This window comes from Ottowia massiliensis, assembly GCF_900240305.1.
GTDB lineage: Bacteria > Pseudomonadota > Gammaproteobacteria > Burkholderiales > Burkholderiaceae_C > Ottowia > Ottowia massiliensis.
In genome coordinates, this window is the sequence record NZ_LT964854.1 from 2,135,485 (window position 1) to 2,150,110 (window position 14,626).

13 protein-coding genes, 3 tRNA genes and 1 riboswitch are annotated in these 14,626 nt (G+C 64.7%); of the genes, 4 read left to right on the plus strand and 12 right to left on the minus strand.

What is annotated here, in order from left to right:
• Window positions 1–631: 631 nt before the first annotated feature.
• On the minus strand, window positions 632–2,926 hold the full coding sequence (locus C1720_RS09570) for a TonB-dependent siderophore receptor (protein WP_102284034.1): 2,295 nt from the start codon (window positions 2,924–2,926) through the stop codon (window positions 632–634).
• A 38-nt stretch (window positions 2,927–2,964) separates the two neighbouring features.
• Between C1720_RS09570 and C1720_RS13130 the strand changes: the two genes are divergently transcribed.
• From C1720_RS13130 to glyA, 3 genes are all read left to right on the plus strand, one after another.
• Entirely contained in the window at window positions 2,965–3,183 is a 219-nt protein-coding gene (locus C1720_RS13130) for a hypothetical protein (protein WP_146006967.1), read from the plus strand.
• A gap of 12 nt (window positions 3,184–3,195) precedes the next feature.
• Window positions 3,196–4,506 carry a hypothetical protein gene (locus C1720_RS09575; RefSeq protein ID WP_102284035.1) on the plus strand — a complete coding sequence of 437 codons (1,311 nt, stop codon included), beginning with the start codon at window positions 3,196–3,198 and terminating at the stop codon, window positions 4,504–4,506.
• Window positions 4,483–4,609, plus strand: a riboswitch (ZMP/ZTP riboswitch). Its footprint overlaps the gene before it by 24 nt.
• A 41-nt stretch (window positions 4,610–4,650) precedes the next feature.
• On the plus strand, window positions 4,651–5,898 hold the full coding sequence (gene glyA / locus C1720_RS09580; protein ID WP_102284036.1) for a serine hydroxymethyltransferase: 1,248 nt from the start codon (window positions 4,651–4,653) through the stop codon (window positions 5,896–5,898).
• A 411-nt stretch (window positions 5,899–6,309) separates the two neighbouring features.
• Here the strand turns inward: glyA and C1720_RS09585 are convergent, their stop codons facing one another.
• From C1720_RS09585 to C1720_RS09635, 11 genes are all read right to left on the minus strand, one after another.
• Window positions 6,310–6,786, minus strand: coding sequence for a hypothetical protein (locus C1720_RS09585; RefSeq protein WP_146006968.1), 477 nt, complete (start codon window positions 6,784–6,786; stop codon window positions 6,310–6,312).
• Between the two features lie 15 nt (window positions 6,787–6,801).
• Window positions 6,802–7,785 (minus strand): PhoH family protein, encoded by a 984-nt coding sequence (locus C1720_RS09590; RefSeq protein ID WP_050716341.1) that lies wholly within the window; start codon window positions 7,783–7,785, stop codon window positions 6,802–6,804.
• A 119-nt stretch (window positions 7,786–7,904) separates the two neighbouring features.
• Entirely contained in the window at window positions 7,905–9,422 is a 1,518-nt protein-coding gene (locus tag C1720_RS09595) for a WD40 repeat domain-containing protein (protein WP_102284038.1), read from the minus strand.
• A gap of 239 nt (window positions 9,423–9,661) precedes the next feature.
• Window positions 9,662–9,735: transfer RNA gene (locus tag C1720_RS09600), tRNA-Cys, on the minus strand.
• A 54-nt stretch (window positions 9,736–9,789) separates the two neighbouring features.
• Window positions 9,790–9,865: transfer RNA gene (locus C1720_RS09605), tRNA-Gly, on the minus strand.
• A gap of 52 nt (window positions 9,866–9,917) precedes the next feature.
• Window positions 9,918–9,993, minus strand: a tRNA-Gly gene (locus C1720_RS09610).
• A gap of 49 nt (window positions 9,994–10,042) precedes the next feature.
• Window positions 10,043–11,278: a beta-ketoacyl-ACP synthase I gene (gene fabB / locus C1720_RS09615; RefSeq protein ID WP_102284039.1), complete on the minus strand. Its 1,236-nt coding sequence runs from the start codon at window positions 11,276–11,278 to the stop codon at window positions 10,043–10,045.
• 5 nt (window positions 11,279–11,283) lie between these two features.
• Window positions 11,284–11,802 (minus strand): 3-hydroxyacyl-[acyl-carrier-protein] dehydratase FabA, encoded by a 519-nt coding sequence (fabA, locus tag C1720_RS09620; RefSeq protein ID WP_050714554.1) that lies wholly within the window; start codon window positions 11,800–11,802, stop codon window positions 11,284–11,286.
• A gap of 459 nt (window positions 11,803–12,261) precedes the next feature.
• Window positions 12,262–13,017: a HesA/MoeB/ThiF family protein gene (locus tag C1720_RS09625; protein WP_102284040.1), complete on the minus strand. Its 756-nt coding sequence runs from the start codon at window positions 13,015–13,017 to the stop codon at window positions 12,262–12,264.
• Between the two features lie 16 nt (window positions 13,018–13,033).
• Window positions 13,034–13,837: an SAM-dependent methyltransferase gene (locus tag C1720_RS09630; protein ID WP_102284041.1), complete on the minus strand. Its 804-nt coding sequence runs from the start codon at window positions 13,835–13,837 to the stop codon at window positions 13,034–13,036.
• Window positions 13,838–13,856: 19 nt separating this feature from the next.
• Window positions 13,857–14,450: a Maf family protein gene (locus C1720_RS09635; protein ID WP_102284042.1), complete on the minus strand. Its 594-nt coding sequence runs from the start codon at window positions 14,448–14,450 to the stop codon at window positions 13,857–13,859.
• Here C1720_RS09635 and C1720_RS13775 point away from each other — a divergent pair.
• Entirely contained in the window at window positions 14,449–14,604 is a 156-nt protein-coding gene (locus C1720_RS13775; RefSeq protein WP_158241691.1) for a hypothetical protein, read from the plus strand. The two genes, C1720_RS09635 and C1720_RS13775, sit on opposite strands and share 2 nt — an antisense overlap.
• Window positions 14,605–14,626: the final 22 nt, after the last annotated feature.

The following is a 14,626-nucleotide window of genomic DNA, read 5'->3' on the forward strand; positions in this document are numbered from 1 at the left end:
CTCTGAGAAAGAACAGGAAATGGCTGCGGATCGGGTCTGAAATACCTGACGCAAGTGGCGGGCGCTTCGTGGAGATGCGAGTTTTATGCTCTTGAATCCATAGCGATAGGTCCTAGTGAAATGAGCGCAAAAGCCACTTTTCTACCCCTTGCATTCGCTCTTGTTTTTGATGCCTTCTGGCCTTCATCACCTGGCCGCAAGGGGCGGGCAGGCATACCGCCCCCCCCTCCAGTCAAGACGGATTTGCCCGCGCGCGCCAGGCATTCGTTTTTTGACGCTACCCGGCACCCATGCAAAGCAGCCCGCACGGCGATGGCGAAGCGGGAAACAAGCCTTGATTCGCTCCTTGATTCATAGCGTGATGTCCTAGTGGAATGGGCGCAGATGCTATTTTTCGTGCACTCGAATTCGCTCTTGTTTTTGATGTGATGCGGCGGCTGATCCGGTGAAACGCAGGCCATGCTGGCGTTCAGGAGGCAGAAGAAAGCCGCCGCTTCCTGCCAAGGGATGCGGCGGCTTGCCGGAAGGTTTTGTTCGAGAGGCTGGCGGTCTGTGGCCTTGCAAATTTTCGCGGGGTCACAGGCAAATCCGTCTGCGGTTTGCCCCTTGCGGCCAGGCTCTGAACAGGCTCTCAAAAGCGCGCCGACAGGCCCACGTAGAACGAGCGGCCCGGCTCGTTGTAGGTGGCCGCGCCTGCGCCGTAGATGGTGCGCGGGCGGTTCACGCCGATGGCGTTGCCCATGCGGTAGAGGCGCTTGTCAAACAGGTTGTTGATGCCGAACGAGAGGGCAATATCGGGCGTGAAGGCGTATTGCCCGCCCACATTGACCAGGCCGTAGGGCTTGAGGCTGCGGGTTTCTTCGCCGGTGAGCGGCAGGCCCTGGTAGTCGTATTTGTTGGGCTTTTGGCGGCCATAGAAGGTGACGGCGGCAAACACATCCAGCGCGGGCAGGGCCTTGTAGTCCAGGCGCGAGTTGAGGGTGTATTTCGGGATGATGGACAGCTGCTCGTCGGTGAGCTTGTTTTTGCTTTGCAGCATCCAGGTGAAGTTGTTGCGCCAAGTCAGCGCGGGGCTGAAGCGGTAGCTGAAGGTGCCTTCCAGGCCGGAGATGACGGCTTTGGGCGTGTTGCTCCAGCGGAAGATTTCGGAGTTGGCGTACGGGCCCGTGCCGCCGGTGGCGTTGCCCACGATGTCGTGGCCCGCTTCGATTTTGTTGCGGTAGTCGTTGTGGAACAGGGTGGCGCCGGCCTGGACGGTGTCGTCCGTGTATTCGATGCCCAGCTCTTTGTTGATGCTGGTTTCGGCCTTCAGGTCGGGGTTGCCTTGCAGGTAGCACGAGCCGTGGCCGCCCCAGCAGCCGATGCCCCGGCTGTAGAGCAGGTAGTTGGGGTTGAGCTGGTAGAGGTTGGGCGCTTTGTAGGCGCGAGCCACGCCGGCTTTGAGCGTGAGGCGGTCTGTGAAGTAGTGCGAGAGGTTGAGCGAGGGGCTGACGTTGCCGCCTGCCTTGCTGTGGTGGTCCAGCCGCAGGCCGGGGGTGATGAGGGTGGCGCGGGTGAGTTCGATGTTGTCTTCAACGAACACGGAGGCGATGCGCGCGCTGATTTCGCTGCTGCGCGCCCGGACGGCGATGCCGGGCACGCGCCCGCCTTCGGTGGCGGCTTGCGACATGGAGTTGGGGTCGCTGAATTTCTGGTGCGCCCATTCCGCGCCCACGGTCATCATGTGGGCCAGGCTGCCCCAGCGGCCGCGCATGCTGGCTTCGCCGTGGGCGGTAATGGCTTCCAGTTTGGCGGTGCTGAAGTGGTTGCTGGAAAACAGCCCTTCGGTGCCGCCGGCCAGCCCTTCGTCCATGCGGGTGTTGCGCGTGCTTTCGTATTGCAGCCAGGCTTGCGAGCTGCCGAAGTCGTAGCGCCCTTTGTGCGTGAGGGCAAAAGCGCTGCGGTACATGCGGTTGGTTTCGGAGCCGATGGCGTCCAGCACGCGCTGCGAGGTGGCCACCAGGCGGCCGCGCGCGTCGGTGGTGAAGTTGTTGGTGTTTTGCGTGTCGCCCGTGTAGATGTTGCCCTGGCGGCTGAAGGAGGCGTCCAGGTCAATGGTGTGGCGCTCCGAGGGCTTGAGTGACAGGCGGCCGGCCACGTCGCGGTTGCGCACGCCTTCGCGCCCGGCGGGGAAGGTGCCCCGGAAGATGCCCGTGCGGGTGGAGGCGTGGCCCCGGTTGATGTCCCAGGCGTCGGAGCCGGTTTTGGCGATGTTGGCGTTCACGCGAAAGCCCAGCATGGGCGAGATGGGGCCGGCCAGGCTGACGCTGGCGCGCTTGGAGCCGCCATCGCGCGAGTCTTGCGGGCGCTGGTAGTACACGCTGGCGCTGCCGCCCAGCTTGTCGGGTATGGGTTTGGTGACGATGTTCACCACGCCGCCGGCTGCGCCGCTGCCGTAGCGGGCGGCGGCGGGGCCGCGCAGCACTTCGATTTTTTCCACGGCATCGGCGGGCACCCAGTTCATGTCGCCGCGCGTGTCGCGCTCGCCGCGCCAGCCGTAGCGCACCGAGTTGCGGCTGTGCACGGGCTTGCCGTCAATCAGGATGAGCGTGTTTTCCGGCCCCATGCCGCGCAGGTCAATCTGCCGGTTGTTGCCGCGCTGGCCGCTGGTGGAGTTGCCCGTGAGGTTCACGCCCGGCTGCTTGCGCACCACTTCGGCCAAGTCGCCCGCCGGGGGCGTTTGCAAGTCTTGCCGCGTGATGGTGGATACGCCCGGCGCCTGCTTCCAGGCCTGCTCGGCGGTATCGACCACTTTCACCTCTTGCAGGGTGGGCGTTTTGTCATCGGCTGCGTTTTGTGCCGTTTGCCCCGCTTGCGCCAGCGCGCCTTGCGCCGCCAGCAGCGCGGCTGCGCCTGCCACGGCGCGCAAATGCCATGTCTTGCTCATGCTCTGTTTCCTTTTGCTCAAAAAGGCGCGATTGTCAGATGACAGGCGTTTTCATTTCAAGCCGCCAGGTATTTTTTGTGCGCGGGCCGCCCGGCCGTTTTCATTTGCGCTACAAAAAGCGGATTGGCCTGGCAATGAAACGGCAGGGAAATGATGAATTTCGCTCCTTTGTTCATAGCGATACCTCCCCGCCAAACGGGCGCAATCGCCATTTCAGACCCATCAAATTTGCTCCTTTCTTTGATGTGCTTCCATGAAAGAACCGTTTCATGAACCGCGCCTGTTTTGAATGGCGCATCCCGCCCGCGCCGCTGCCCAGCCGGCTGGATCAGCTGACTCTGGGGATGATGCGGCTGGCATATGTCATTTATGGCGCGCTGCTGGCGGGCATGGTGGCAATCGTCATCGTCATCGCGCACATGAGATGGCGCGAGGAGTGGTGGCTCGCACCGCTGCTGGCGCTGTTGCTGATATGGGGTTTGATGGTCTGGCGCTGCATGCGCCAATCCGCCGATGGGCGCCTGTGGCTGGATGAGCAAACCTTGCGGGTGGAAACGGGCCTGCCGCGCCAGGCCGCCTGGCTGGGGATGAGCACGAGCTGGTCGGTCAGCCTGGACGATCTGCGCAGCGGCAAGGCGCAGTGGCGCTGGAATGAGGTCATCTTCTCCAGCGCCGCCGCGCCGCCCCCGACCTGCCTGCGCGTGCGCACTCCATCAGGCTGGCAAAGGCTCACGCTAGAGGTGTGGCAGCCCGCAGGACGGCCCGCGCCTGCGCTGCAAACCGGCTCGCCGTCCAATGGCCTGACGGACTGGAGCAGCCCCAGCCGCCTGCGCCAGTGGCAGGCCCATCTGCAAGCCCTGCCGCTGACGCAGGCGCTGGCTGCGCGGGGCGTGGCCCTGCCGCCGCTGCAAGACTTGCTGCGCCACGCAGCGCCAGAGCAATTGCTGGATTCGCCTCGCACACGCTGTCTCGCGGCGGCTTCCGCGCTGCTGCTGGCCAGCGGCACGCCACTGCTGCCCGCAGCCTTGGCGCCGCACACCCTGATCTGGCCGGCAGGCTCCTGGTCTGGCACTGCGCTGTTTGCTCTGGCTTTGGCGGTAACAGGGCCGCCCGCCTTCATCTGGCTGCTGTGCGAGCCGCAAAACTCTGACCGGGGGGCTTGGCTGTTCAGGCTGCGCTTTCGCGCCTGGCAATGCCTTCTGGCATTGACCACGGACGGCATGCTGGCCCTGTGCGGGTGGGCAGCGCCCATCTTGCTCACCAGCTGGCTGGCGGCGATGCAGCCTGTGACGGTCACCATCGCCGTGCAGCCCGCCAGTGGACTGCGCCAATTGCAGGCAGCCGTGCCTGGCGGGCCATTGAAGCTATGGGAAGAAAGCGCCAGCGCACTGCCTTGCGCTGCCGGTCAGGCTTTTCTCCTGCCCATGCAGCGCGGTCCGGCGGGCCTGTGGTGGCAGTTCCGGCGGCAGGAGCTGCGCCAGCGCATGCAGGCCCTGCCTTGCCGCGAGACTGCACCAGCCAGTGCGCCAGCCGCCGCATACCCAATCGCTACACTCGCCGCCGCGCGCGACTGGCGATGAAGCCGCCAAAAAGCCGGTTCACAGTCAGAACCGGTTTTGGAGGCCGACGTGGACACCACGGGGAAGCGCGCCGCCGTTTTCGCCGCTCGCCTGGGCGGCCCCGCCACGGGGCCTGAACGACCCGTCCAACCACCCTGCATTCCTATGTACGACCGCCGCAATCTCATCGCGCAAACCGATTCCGAAGTCTGGGCCGCCATTGAGGCCGAAAACCAGCGCCAGGAAGACCACATCGAGCTGATCGCCAGCGAAAACTACGCCTCGCCCGCCGTGCTGCAAGCCGCCGGCACGCAGCTGACCAACAAATATGCCGAGGGCTACCCCGGCCGGCGCTACTACGGTGGCTGCGAATTTGTGGACGTGGTGGAGCAGCTGGCCATCGACCGCGTGAAAAAACTCTTTGGCGCCGAAGCAGCCAACGTGCAGCCGCATTGCGGCGCCAGCGCCAATGAAGCCGTCTTTCTGGCCTTTCTCAAGCCTGGCGACACCATCATGGGCATGAGCCTGGCCGAAGGCGGGCACCTGACGCACGGCATGGCGCTGAACATGAGCGGCAAATGGTTCAACGTGATTTCCTACGGCCTGAATGAAAAGGAAGAAATCGACTACGACGCCATGGAGCGCAAAGCGCGCGAGCACAAGCCCAAACTCATCGTGGCCGGCGCCAGCGCCTACAGCCTGGAAATCGACTGGGCGCGCTTTGCCCGCGTGGCCAAGGAAGTGGGCGCCATCTTCATGGTGGACATGGCGCACTACGCGGGCCTGATTGCCGGCGGCCAATACCCCAATCCCGTGCCGCACGCCGATGTGGTGACCAGCACCACGCACAAAAGCCTGCGCGGCCCGCGCTCGGGCTTCATCCTCATGAAAGCCGAACATGAAAAAGCCATCAACAGCGCCGTCTTCCCCGGCCTGCAAGGCGGGCCGCTCATGCACGTGATCGCTGCCAAGGCCGTGGCTTTCAAGGAAGCGCTCTCGCCCGAATTCAGGCAGTACGCCGAGCAGGTCAAGAAAAACGCGCAAGTGGTGGCCGAAACACTCACGCAGCGCGGCCTGCGCATCGTCAGCGGCGGCACGCAAAGCCACGTGATGCTGGTCGATTTGCGCGCCAAAGGCATCACCGGCAAAGAAGCCGAAGCCGTGCTGGGCGCCGCCCACATGACCATCAACAAAAACGCCATCCCCAACGACCCCGAAAAGCCCATGATCACCAGCGGCGTGCGCATCGGCACACCCGCCATGACCACGCGCGGCTTCAAGGAAGAACAAGCGCGCGCCACCGCCCACCTGGTGGCCGACGTGCTCGACAACCCGCGCGACGAAGCCAACCTGGCCGCCGTGCGCGCCAAAGTGGCCGAGCTGACCCGCGCTTTTCCGGTGTACGGCGGCTAAAAACCATCCTCAAAGTTATCCCGGAAGCCTGGCCATGTGCCGAACCGTGCTGTCTCCTTTGTGACAGTCTTGACCGACTAGGGGTCAATTGATGGCCTTGCTGGGCTTGGACCGCCTGCCCGCCTTGGCGTGCACCTGCTGGCGCAACAGCGCCAGCAGCACATCCCACACGCCGCGCTGACGCCAGCGGGCAAAGGTGTTGTAGAACTGTTTCCAGGGCGGGTAGACCTCGGGTGGTGCGCACCCTGGCAGCCTGTGGCTTGCAGATCCACGCGCTCGCCATTGACCAATATGCGGCTAATAAATGTAGGCGTAGGCGCGTTTGGAGTGAAGAATGGATTTGAGCGAATCCGATCCGAAATCAGAAATCGAATGTGCAGGCATGAAAAACCAGCTGGAGGCGAGAGTGGTTCAAATGATTTCGCGCATTTTCTCGCTGGCATGTGCGCAAGCCTGATTCGTTTGGGTGTCAGGGCGCGTTTTGCTTGTTTGACGCCATTGCCAGACGCAGCGCGCGCCAGCAAGCAGCACGAATGTGAGCGGCACGAAAAACATCTGTTCCATGACCATGTGGAACAGAAAGACCATGGGCGAGCCTTGGCATGAGGCGCAGTCCATGCCGCCGTGCCGGAGCATGAAGGCGATGCGTCCGCTGGTGATGAGCCATAGCGGCAGCCATAACAGCGCCGCCAGCGCCAGCGATACGGTGAAGGCCCCGCGCCAGCGGCGCCAGACGGCCACGGTCACGCTCCAGAGCAGCAACAGACTGCCTGCCATGACGGCGATGCCGGTTGTTTGCTCACGCGTGATTTGCGAATGCAGCAAGAAGGCCAGCGGCAGCGACATCGTGAGCGCCGCTGCCGTCAGGACCCACTGATAAAGGCGCATAGGGGCGGCTCGCGGCTATGCCTGCTCCTGGGCGGCGGCTTGCGCCTTGGCAGGGGCGGCTTTGCTTTTGCGCTGCGCGTCATACGCATCGACGATGCGGGCCACGAGCGGGTGGCGCACCACGTCGGCCGAGGTAAAGCGCGTGAAGGCCAGGCCCTTGACGCGTTTGAGCACCCGTTCGGCGTCCACCAGCCCGCTGGATGCGCCTTTGGGCAGGTCTATCTGGCTGATGTCGCCCGTGATGACGGCGCGCGCGCCAAAGCCGATGCGGGTGAGGAACATCTTCATCTGCTCGGGCGTGGTGTTCTGCGCTTCGTCCAGGATGACGAAGGCGTCATTGAGCGTGCGCCCGCGCATGAAGGCCAGCGGGGCAATTTCAAGCTGGTTGCGCTCGAAGGCTTTTTGCACGCGGTCAAAGCCCATCAGGTCATAAAGCGCGTCGTAGAGCGGGCGCAGATACGGATCGACTTTTTGCGTGAGATCGCCTGGCAGAAAGCCCAGGCGCTCGCCCGCTTCCACGGCAGGGCGGGTGAGCACGATGCGCTGCACGGCGTGGCGCTCCAGCGCATCCACCGCGCAGGCTACGGCCAGAAAGGTTTTGCCCGTGCCAGCGGGGCCAATGCCAAAGGTGATGTCGTGGCTGGCGATGTTTTCCAGATACACGCTCTGGTTGGGCGTGCGCGCTTTCAGCCCCGCGCGGCGGGTGTTGAGCACGGGCGCGCCGTCTGCGTCTTGCGACAGCGGCATTTCTTCGCCGGCCAGCATGAGCTGCACGGCGTCGGGCCGCAGGGGCTTGCCCGCCATTTCATACAGCGCTTGCAGCACGGCCAGCGCGCGTTCGGCGCTTTTTTTGGGGCCGTCAATCTTGAATTGCTCGTGGCGGTGGGCAATGCTGACTTGCAGCCCGGCCTCGATGGTGCGCAAGTGCTCGTCTGCCGGACCGCACAAATTGGCCAGGCGTGTGTTGTGGGCAGGAATGAAGGCGTGGCGCAGGATCATGGAAGCGAAATGGAGCAAAGAAAGTGAATGGAAATCGGCCAGGGGGCCAGCGGGCGGAATTTTGCCCAAGGGCAGGCGGTTAGCGGTTGGGCGGCCTTGGGGCAAATCGGCCTTGAGTCCTAGTGCAGGCTGGATTTGTTGCTATGTTTTTGAGAGTGACGTCCGCCCCGTGCGGACATTTGCTTCTGGCGCATTTGCCAGGCGTTTCCAGCGGAAACCAGCCCGGGCATGAGCCACAGCCAGCATGACAGCCATATGAAGGCGCGGCTGACGGAGGCGCGTGCGCCCCAGTCCATCCACAACACCCAGGCCAGTTGCAGGGAAAGGAGCAGCCATAGCGTGAAGAGAAACAGCGCGGCTCCACGCCGCCCCTGCTGGTATTGGGCCGCGCCAGGCACGAGCAGCGAGACAGCGATGGAGGACCAGGCTTGCGGGCTGCGCCGGGCGTCTGGCGGCGGATGGACGGCCATGGGGCGCTGCAAAGGCGCGCTGCCTTTGCTCACCGCAGGCAGAGGCGGAGGAAGCTTTCGGGCGGCCGCCTTCAGGCGTTCCGCTTGCCTAGATAGCAGCAGGCCGGCTGCCAGCAACAGGCCCGCCAGGCCCAGCGATGACAGATACAGCGTGTGCCAACGCTGGTGACTGGCGCTGATTTGCGCCAGCGCTGCCTGCGTGGCGGCATCACCCCAGTCCGCCTGCTGGCGGCGGTAGCGGTCCCACACGCGCACGGCGCGGCTGACGCCATCCGTGACCAGCAGTTGGTCGCCCAGCCAGGCGGCGGCGCGAGGCGCCAGCTGTTCACCCAGCTTGGCGGCCAGCATATGGGGCGCGGCAGGCTGGGCGTAGTCGGCTTGCGAACCGTCTGCGAATACGTCGCTCATCCGTCCATATTTCATGCCATTGGACATGCGCGCAATGGTGGCCAGCGGCTGGCGGCCGTTGCGTGGCGCGCCATGCGAGGGCGCGGCGGCTTCAGCAAGATAAAGCCAGGCGGATTGGCGCTGGGTGAGCGGAATCCGGCTTTTTTCGCTCATCGTCTCGCCGTCCAGCCGCACGAGCGCCATGCGGTTGGTATCGGTCGTCCACCAATCGCCATCGGCCCACCAAAGAGCGTTGGTGAAAACGTAAGTGTTGGCGGGCGTGCGGGCCAGCATGCGGCCGGCGGCATCGAACAGAACAACGGCATGGCCGCCGCCAGTGGCAATGGCAAAGCGGCCATCAGGCGCGAAAGCCAGGTGGATGGCCTCATCGGCATGGCTGCGCAAATCGGCAGGCCATTGCGGATTGATGCGGTGCCGCGCTTGCCCGCTGCGGGCATCCAGCACGTGCAGCGCCGTTTGCTGGCGCACCCAGGCCACGAGCTGGCCTGAAGGATGGGCTGCCAGCACGCCCACGGCGCCGCCCAGAGACTGCCGGGTGTCGATGCTGGCTTCGCGCTTGCCGTGCGCGTTCAGCCGCCACAGTTGCTCATCGACCGAGAGCCAGACGATTTGTTCAGGCAAAACGGCCAGCGCCCAAGGCCCCCGCTGGGCGGAGAAACGCTGGCTGGCATACAAGGCAACAGCAATAGCGGCCAAGGCCAGCGCAACCAGCAAAACAGCAACCTGTTGCAGGCGGCGCGCAGAAGCAGAGGAAGACATGGCGGATGACGAAATGAAAATGAGCGTCCATCATTGTGCATAAATGTTTCCTCATCCTGGCATGAAGCCTTTCTGGATGGTGCGCAGCCTGCGCGTGGCCGCGATTGGGTAAGCGCAGCGCTGGCAAAAGAGGCTCTGGCCTGGCGGCTGCGGCCTGAGCGCATTGGCCGCTTGCCAAAAGAAAAGCCGCCAATCCATGCGGACGAGCGGCTTGTGTTCTGGAAAAGAACCAATCAATCTGGAGGCGCGACCCGGAGTCGAACCGGGCTAGACGGATTTGCAATCCGTTGCATAACCGCTTTGCTATCGCGCCGAAGGGTTTTGCGTAAAAGAAAAAGGAAGCGCTGGCTTCCTTTTTCTTTTTATATGGAGCGGGAAACGAGGCTCGAACTCGCGACCTCAACCTTGGCAAGGTTGCGCTCTACCAACTGAGCTATTCCCGCAAAATTCATTTTTTTGCCGCTAAAACCGGTTTGGTTTTGCAGGCATATAACCTGGAGCGGGAAACGAGGCTCGAACTCGCGACCTCAACCTTGGCAAGGTTGCGCTCTACCAACTGAGCTATTCCCGCGTTTTGGTGAAGCGGCGAGTATAACGTGTTTTTGGCGTTTCTCTGGAATTCACTCAAACTGGCGCAAAACCAGCGTGGCATTGGTGCCGCCGAAGCCAAAGCTGTTGGACAGCACGGTGCGCAGGCTGGCCGGGCGCGAAGCCGTAACCAGCGGCAGCCCGTGCGCGGCAGGATCGGGGTTTTCCACGTTGATATTGCCGGCGATGAAGCCGTGCTTGAGCATGTAGAGGCAGTAGATGGCTTCCTGCACGCCCGTGGCGCCTTGCGAATGGCCGGTGAGCGATTTGGTGGATGAAAAAGGCGGCACGCCTGCGCCGCTGCCGTCGGGGCTGAACACGGCGCGCAGGGCGTGCAGCTCGGGCACATCGCCCACGGGGGTGGAAGTGCCGTGGGTGTTGATGTAGTCGATGGGGCCTTCCACGCTTTCAATGGCCTGCCGCATGCAGCGCATGGCGCCTTCACCGGAAGGCGCGACCATGTCCTGGCCATCCGAAGAAAGGCCAAAGCCCACGATCTCGGCCAAGATGTGCGCGCCGCGCGCTTTGGCGTGCGCCAGGCTCTCCAGCACCAGCGCGCCGCCGCCGCCAGCGATGACGAAGCCGTCGCGCGCCGCGTCGTAAGGGCGTGAGGCGCTTTCGGGCGTGGCGTTGAAGCTGTGCGACATCGCGCCCATGGCGTCAAACAGCGTGGCCAGGCCCCAGCCCAGCTCTTCGCCGCCGCCGGCAAACATCACGTCCTGCATGCCCCAGGCAATTTGCTGGGCGGCCGCGCCCACGCAGTGCGCCGAGGTGCTGCATGCGGAGGTGATGCTGTAGTTGATGCCCTTGATGCCGAAGGCCGTGGACAGGTTGGCCGAAACGGTGGAACCCATGCAGCGCGTGACCTGATACGGCCCCACGCGGCGGATGCCCTTGCTGCGCAGGATGTCGGCCGCCTCAATCTGGTGGGTGGGCGAGCCGCCGCCCGAACCCATGATGAGGCCCGTGCGCGGGTGCGAAATTTGCGCGGGCGTCAGCCCCGCCTGCGCGATGGCGTCTTGCAGCGAGACATAGGCATAGGCGGCGGCATCGCCCATGAAGCGGCGCAATTTGCGGTCGATGCGCGCGTCCAGGTCAATGCGCGGCTGCCCGGCCACCTGGCTGCGCAGGCCCATTTCGGCAAACAGGGGCATGGCGCTGATGCCGCTGCGCCCTTCGCGCAGCGAAGCCACCACGCTGTCCTCGTCGTTGCCTATGCACGAGACGATGCCCGCGCCCGTGATGACGACCCGTTGCCTGGCGCTCATGTGTCTTACCCCTGTTCTGCGGCCTGACCGCGCTGGAACAGGCCCACGCGCAAATCGCTGGCCGTGTAAATCTCGTTGCCGTCGGCCAGCAGGCGCGCGTCGCCAATGGCCATGACCAGCTTGCGCTTGATCACGCGCTTGATGTCGATTTCATACACCACCTGCTTCACGCCGGGGCCGACTTCGCCGGTGAACTTGACTTCGCCCGCGCCCAGCGCGCGCCCGCGCCCCGGCAGTTTCAGCCAGGTCAGGTAAAAGCCGATGAGTTGCCACATGGCATCCAGCCCCAGGCAGCCGGGCATCACGGGGTCGCCCTGGAAGTGGCAGGCGAAAAACCACAAATCGGGTTTGATATCCAGCTCCGCGCGAATGCACCCCAGGCCGTGCGCGCCGCCGTCGTCGTCAATGTGCGTGATGCGGTCAAACATCAGCATGGGCGGCAGCGGCAAGCGGCCGCTTTCGGGCGTGAACAGCCGCCCTTCTCCAGAGGCGATCAGCTGCTCATAAGTAAAAGACTCAACCATGAATCCGGGCTTTCAAAACGCGTGGGGAAAGCGGGCGAGTATGCCAGCAGCCCCTGTTTTGGCCCGGACGGTCTGACCGGGCGCTCCACGGGTTCATGCCTTGCCTGCCGGAAGCAGCGAACGGAGACAGACAGGGCGCTGGCGGCGAATGGCAGGGCCTGAATCCACGGCTTTTTTTTGCTTCTTTATTGATAGCATAACGTCCTAGTGGAAACAGCGCAAGACGGGTTTTATGCCCCCTCTTATTCGCTCCCTTTATTGATGGCGCGAAACAGTCTGGAAGCGGCTGGAAAACCAAGGCGGCAGCGCAGCGATCCTGGCCAGTCTGCGCGACGGGAGTCAAAAACAGAAGCAAATACAAGGGAGCCAATATTGGCGTCTGCGCTGATTCCACTAGGCCATCATGCTATGAAACAAGGAGCAAAAATCAGCGCTCCTGAAGCGGCTCGGAACAGCCTCTCATGCCGCTGCTGCGCCGCACACCTCGCAATGCGCGTGGCGCGGCAGGCTCAGCTCGGTAAAGCGCATGGCGCGGGCATCAACCATGAGCAGGCGGCCTGCCAGGCTCTGGCCAGCGCCGGTCAGCAGCTTGAGGGCTTCAGCGGCCTGAATGCTGCCGACGATGCCCACCAGCGGCGCGAACACGCCCGTGGTGGCGCAGCGGCGCTCGGGCACGGTCTGCGTGGGCGGGTACAGGCACGCATAGCAGGGCGCGCCGGGCTGGCGCAAATCGTGCACTGAAACCTGCCCATCAAAGCCAATGGCCGCGCCCGCCACCAGCGGCACGCGCTGCGCCACGCAGGCGCGGTTAAGGGCGTGGCGCGTGGCGAAGTTGTCGCTGCAATCCACGGCCACGCTGGCCTGCGCGGCCAGCTCGCGCAGCAGGGCCTCGTTGGCGCGGCGGGGCACGGCATGCACCTGCACTTCGGGGTTGAGCGCGGCCAGCGCGGCCTGGGCGGAGGCCACCTTGGGCCGGCCCACGCGCGCTTCGGTGTGCAGGATTTGGCGCTGGAGGTTGCCCAGGTCCACCACATCGTCATCCACCAGCGTGATGCGGCCCACGCCCGCGCTGGCCAGATACAGCGCCACGGGCGAACCCAGGCCGCCCGCGCCCAGCACCAGCGCATGCGCATCCAGCAGCTTTTGCTGGCCCTCGAAGCCGATTTCGTCCAGCAGCAGATGGCGGGCGTAGCGCAGCAGTTGGCGGTCGTTCATGGCGCGCGGGCTTTTCTCAAAGGCCGATGGCGAAGATGGCCGGCTCGCGCCCTGGCGCAGCGTCTGCACCCAGCTGGCGCCAGGCGCTGGCGGGCAGCGTGCGGCAGCGGGCCGCAGGCAGCGTCAGCCCCTGGCTCACGCTCAGGCGCGTGGCGGGCTGCAAGGTGTGCGCCAGCGCGTGCAGCAAGGCGGCGTTGCGGTAGGGCGTTTCAATGAAAAGCTGGGTCTGCCCCGTTTTGAGCGCCAGCGCTTCCAGCTCGCGAATGCGCCGCGCGCGCGCCGCCGCTTCCTGCGGCAGGTAGCCGTTGAAGGCAAAGCTCTGCCCATTCAGCCCGCTGGCGGCCAGCGCCAGCAGCAGCGAGCTGGGGCCGGCCAGCGGCTGCACGGGCACGCCCGCTTCATGCGCGGCACGCACGATGGAGCTGCCGGGGTCGGCCACGGCGGGCAGGCCTGCTTCGCTGATCAGGGCCATGTCATGCCCGGCCAGCGCGGGGGCCAGCAGGGCGCGTGCGTCAAACCGCGCACCGCCGCCGCCTGCGTGATCGCCCTGCTTGTGGGCGGCGCGCGGCAGTTCGGCAATTTGCACGGCCTGCAAGGGCTGCGCCAGCGGCGCGATGGCGTTCACGCGCTTGAGAAAGGCGCGGGTGGAGCGGGCGTTTTCGCTCACCCAGAAAGCCAGGCGCGCGGCGGTCTCAATCGCCAGGCGCGGCAAGGCCGCTTCCAGCGGCGCGGGCGGCTCGCAGCCAAAGTCCAGCGGCGCGGGCATCAAAAACAGCGTGCCAGCGGGCAGGGCGCTGGCGGGCGGGGCGGAATGGCTCATGGCGCGTTGCTCTTGGGCTTTACGGCAGCGTCAGCCCGGCGGCGCGCAAAAGTTGCGCGGTGCGAATCAGCGGCAGGCCAATGAGCGCCGTGGGGTCGACGCTTTCAATGGCTTGCAGCAGGGCAATGCCCAGCCCTTCGCTCTTGGCGCTGCCCGCGCAGTCGTAAGGCTGCTCGGCAAGCAAGTAGCGCTCGATCGTGGCGGCGTCCAGCGTGCGAAAACGCACCGTGACAGTGGCCAGGCTGCTTTGCGCGAAGCCCCGGCTGGCCTGCACCACGGCCACGGCGGTGTGAAACAGCACGGTTTGCCCGCTCATGCGGGCCAGCTGCGCGGCGGCGCGCTCGTGCGTGCCGGGCTTGCCCAGCGGCTGGCCATGCAAATCAGCCACCTGGTCAGAGCCGATCACGATGGCCTGCGGCTTGCGCGCTGCCACCGCCTGCGCTTTCTCCAGCGCCAGCCGCAAGGCCAGCTCGCGCGGGGCTTCGCCCGCGCGCGGGGTTTCATCCACATCAGGCGCGGCCGTCTCAAACGGCAGCGCCAGCCGCGCCAGCAGCTCGCGCCGGTAGCGCGAAGTAGAGGCCAGCACAAGGGCAAAAGAAGCAGAGGCAGACATGGGCGGCGATTTTCCGGCATCAGCCGCATCCAAAGCCCAGGCCCGCCACTTTGAAACCGGTGAGCCTGGAAAGAAATCAGAGCGGGTGGCATCACTACAAAAACAGAAGCTGATTCAGATGCATGAAAAGCGGCGCCAGCGCCCGTTCCACTAAGACCTCATGCTATGAATAGAGG

Excerpts from the sequence above, each read along its gene's own strand:
- C1720_RS09570 (WP_102284034.1), bottom strand. The coding sequence starts at position 2,926 with ATGAGCAAGACATGGCATTTGCGCGCCGTGGCAGGCGCAGCCGCGCTG.
- C1720_RS13130 (WP_146006967.1), top strand. The coding sequence starts at position 2,965 with ATGACAGGCGTTTTCATTTCAAGCCGCCAGGTATTTTTTGTGCGCGGG.
- C1720_RS09575 (WP_102284035.1), top strand. The coding sequence starts at position 3,196 with ATGAACCGCGCCTGTTTTGAATGGCGCATCCCGCCCGCGCCGCTGCCC.
- glyA (WP_102284036.1), top strand. The coding sequence starts at position 4,651 with ATGTACGACCGCCGCAATCTCATCGCGCAAACCGATTCCGAAGTCTGG.
- C1720_RS09585 (WP_146006968.1), bottom strand. The coding sequence starts at position 6,786 with ATGCGCCTTTATCAGTGGGTCCTGACGGCAGCGGCGCTCACGATGTCG.
- C1720_RS09590 (WP_050716341.1), bottom strand. The coding sequence starts at position 7,785 with ATGATCCTGCGCCACGCCTTCATTCCTGCCCACAACACACGCCTGGCC.
- C1720_RS09595 (WP_102284038.1), bottom strand. The coding sequence starts at position 9,422 with ATGTCTTCCTCTGCTTCTGCGCGCCGCCTGCAACAGGTTGCTGTTTTG.
- fabB (WP_102284039.1), bottom strand. The coding sequence starts at position 11,278 with ATGAGCGCCAGGCAACGGGTCGTCATCACGGGCGCGGGCATCGTCTCG.
- fabA (WP_050714554.1), bottom strand. The coding sequence starts at position 11,802 with ATGGTTGAGTCTTTTACTTATGAGCAGCTGATCGCCTCTGGAGAAGGG.
- C1720_RS09625 (WP_102284040.1), bottom strand. The coding sequence starts at position 13,017 with ATGAACGACCGCCAACTGCTGCGCTACGCCCGCCATCTGCTGCTGGAC.
- C1720_RS09630 (WP_102284041.1), bottom strand. The coding sequence starts at position 13,837 with ATGAGCCATTCCGCCCCGCCCGCCAGCGCCCTGCCCGCTGGCACGCTG.
- C1720_RS13775 (WP_158241691.1), top strand. The coding sequence starts at position 14,449 with ATGGGCGGCGATTTTCCGGCATCAGCCGCATCCAAAGCCCAGGCCCGC.
- C1720_RS09635 (WP_102284042.1), bottom strand. The coding sequence starts at position 14,450 with ATGTCTGCCTCTGCTTCTTTTGCCCTTGTGCTGGCCTCTACTTCGCGC.